The following is a 2,872-nucleotide window of genomic DNA, read 5'->3' on the forward strand; positions in this document are numbered from 1 at the left end:
ACGACGATGTCGGGGCGCTCGTCGCGGAGCAGGTTGAGCGACTGCAGGATCGCGTCTGCCGAGCCGGCGAACCACCGCTTGCCGAGTCGCTGCTGCGCCGGGACGGACGCGACGTAGGAACCGAGCAGCCCCTCCATGCGCCACGTCTCGGCGACGTGGCGGTCGAGACTGTGCGACTTGTACTGCGTCAGGACGACGATCTTCTGCAGACCGGAGTTCACGAGGTTCGACAGCGCGAAGTCGATGAGCCGGAAGTTGCCGCCGAACGGGACTGCTGGTTTCGCGCGGTCCGCCGTGAGCGGCATGAGGCGCTTGCCCTCTCCGCCGGCGAGGACGATGCCGAAGACCTTCTTTGGTGCCATACCGCTCACAGTATGCGTCCGGACCGGTGAACGGTTACGTTGAACCCGTGCGAGTCGATCTACTGACCAGGGAGTATCCGCCGGAGGTCTACGGCGGTGCGGGTGTCCACGTTGCCGAACTGACCGCGGCGCTGCGGTCCGGCACCGACACCGAAGTGCGCGTCCGTGCCTTCGGGGCGTTCCGCGACGAGGCCGACGTGTGGGCCTACCGGACGCCGGACGGGCTCGGCCAGGCGAACGGCGCGCTGCAGGCGCTCGGCACCGACGTCGCGATCGCCGCCGACGTCGAGGGGGCCGACCTGGTCCACTCCCACACCTGGTACGCGAACTCGGCGGGACGCATCGCGCAGCTGACCTACGGCATCCCGCACGTCGTCACGGCGCACAGCCTCGAGCCGCTCCGTCCGTGGAAGGCCGAGCAGCTCGGCGGCGGGTACCGGCTGTCGAGCTGGATGGAGCGCGAGGCGTTCGAGCACGCCGACGGTGTCATCGCGGTGTCGAAGGCGATGCGGCAGGACATCCTCCGCTCGTACCCGTCGATCGACCCGTCGAAGGTGCACGTCGTCTACAACGGCATCGACATCGAGGAGTGGAAGCCGACCGTCGACGAGGACGCCGTGCGGTCGCTCGGGATCGACCCGACACGTCGCTCGGTCGTGTTCGTCGGCCGCATCACGCGGCAGAAGGGCCTGCCGTACCTGCTCCGCGCGGTGGCCTCGCTGCCGGCGGACGTGCAGATCGTGCTCTGCGCCGGGGCTCCCGACACGCCGGAGATCATGGCCGAGGTGACCGGGCTGGTCGACTCTCTGCGTGCGGAACGCGACGGCGTCGTGTGGATCGACCGGATGCTCTCGCGCCGGGAGATCGTGAACGTGCTGTCGTCCGGCACGGTGTTCGTCTGCCCGTCGATCTACGAACCGCTCGGGATCGTCAACCTCGAGGCCATGGCGTGCGGCATCCCCGTCGTCGGCACCGGCACCGGGGGCATCCCCGAGGTCGTGGCGGACGGGCTGACCGGGCGCATCGTGCCGATCGACCAGGCGCAGGACGGCACCGGCACGCCGACCGACCCGGACCGCTACGTCGCCGACCTCGCCGCGACGCTGGACGAGGTCCTGGAGGACGAGGGGCTCGCGAAGCTCATGGGCCGCGCCGGACGACTCCGCGTCGAGAGCGAGTTCACGTGGGACGCGATCGCCCGGCGGACACGCCAGGTCTACGACGAGGTGCTCGGGCAGAACCCCTAGGCTGGTCGCATGCCCTCGGTCGTGCGCTTGTCAGACGTCTCCGTGGTCCGCAACGGGGCCACCATCCTCGACGGGATCTCGTGGGAGGTGCAGGACGACGAACGCTGGGTCGTGCTCGGTGCCAACGGTGCCGGCAAGACCACGCTGCTGCAGGTCGCCGGCGCCCAGACGTTCCCCACGTCGGGCGAGGTCGAGGTCCTCGGCACGGAGCTCGGTGGCGCCGACCTGTTCGAGCTGCGGCCGCGCATCGGCTTCGCGTCGACGGCCCTCGCGCGCCGTATCCCGGTCACCGAGAAGGTTATCGACGTCGTGCTCACCGCGGCGTACTCGGTGACGGGCCGCTGGAACGAGGAGTACGAGGAGCTCGACGTCCGCCGTGCGCAACGCGTGCTCGACGAGTGGGGCCTCGGGGCCTTCACCGACCGGACCTTCGGTGAGCTCAGCGACGGCGAACAGAAGCGCGTCCAGATCGCCCGTGCCGTGATGACCGACCCGGAGATCCTGTTCCTCGACGAGCCGGCCGCGTCGCTCGACCTCGGTGCGCGCGAGAGCCTCGTGCGCACCCTCGGCGGCTACGCGCAGAGCGAGGACTCGCCCGCGATCGTCATCGTCACCCACCACGTCGAGGAGATCCCCGCCGGGTTCACCCACGCACTGGTGCTCGCCGACGGGCACGTGCAGGCTGCCGGACCGATCGACGAGGTGCTCACCGCCCCGACGTTGACCGAGGCGTTCGGCATCGAGCTGACCGTGACGAAGGACGCCGGCCGGTACACGGCACGCGCTGCCTGATCCTGCTCCCGATCCGCGTCGTCGTCTGGTAACGTAGACGGCTGGCGCAAGCCGCAGACTTCCCGCGTCGCGCTCGCACGAGTGCCGCGCACGTCCCCATCATCGCAACCGAGGAATCTCCATGAAGACCGACATCCACCCCGAGTACCGCGCCATCGTCTTCCGTGACCTGGCTTCCGGTGAGACGTTCCTGACGCGTTCGACCGCGAACAGCGACAAGACCATCGAGCTCGACGGTGCGACCTACCCGGTCATCGACGTCGAGATCTCGTCCGCGTCGCACCCGTTCTACACGGGCAAGCAGCGCATCCTCGACTCGGCGGGTCGCGTCGAGAAGTTCAACCAGCGCTTCAAGGGCTTCGGCAAGTAAGCAGTCCTCGGACGCTCGGACGGGCGGCTCTCCTTCGGGAGGGTCGCCCGTTCCGTCGTTGTGGGTGGGGGTCGTGGGGGTGAGCGCGCGCGTGGGGTGGG

At 69.4% G+C, this 2,872-nt stretch carries 4 protein-coding genes; 3 read left to right on the plus strand and 1 reads right to left on the minus strand.

Annotation, left to right across the window (positions count from 1 at the left end):
• Window positions 1–362, minus strand: a 362-nt coding sequence (locus Q7F20_RS18205; RefSeq protein ID WP_305741466.1) for a sugar phosphate nucleotidyltransferase, incomplete at its 3' end; no start/stop codon positions are given.
• 47 nt (window positions 363–409) lie between these two features.
• On the opposite strand from Q7F20_RS18205, the gene glgA reads away from it, so the two are divergent.
• From glgA to Q7F20_RS18220, 3 genes are all read left to right on the plus strand, one after another.
• Window positions 410–1,609: a glycogen synthase gene (gene glgA / locus Q7F20_RS18210; RefSeq protein WP_305741467.1), complete on the plus strand. Its 1,200-nt coding sequence runs from the start codon at window positions 410–412 to the stop codon at window positions 1,607–1,609.
• A 9-nt stretch (window positions 1,610–1,618) separates the two neighbouring features.
• Window positions 1,619–2,401 carry an ABC transporter ATP-binding protein gene (locus Q7F20_RS18215; protein WP_305741468.1) on the plus strand — a complete coding sequence of 261 codons (783 nt, stop codon included), beginning with the start codon at window positions 1,619–1,621 and terminating at the stop codon, window positions 2,399–2,401.
• 121 nt (window positions 2,402–2,522) lie between these two features.
• Window positions 2,523–2,771, plus strand: coding sequence for a type B 50S ribosomal protein L31 (locus Q7F20_RS18220; RefSeq protein WP_022905887.1), 249 nt, complete (start codon window positions 2,523–2,525; stop codon window positions 2,769–2,771).
• Window positions 2,772–2,872: the final 101 nt, after the last annotated feature.

It is taken from the genome of Curtobacterium sp. A7_M15, from assembly GCF_030705415.1.
Taxonomy (GTDB): Bacteria; Actinomycetota; Actinomycetes; order Actinomycetales; family Microbacteriaceae; genus Curtobacterium.

What these genes read in the sequence shown, in the direction of transcription:
- Q7F20_RS18215 (WP_305741468.1), top strand. Translation starts at nt 1,619, where the DNA reads ATGCCCTCGGTCGTGCGCTTGTCAGACGTCTCCGTGGTCCGCAACGGG.
- Q7F20_RS18220 (WP_022905887.1), top strand. Translation starts at nt 2,523, where the DNA reads ATGAAGACCGACATCCACCCCGAGTACCGCGCCATCGTCTTCCGTGAC.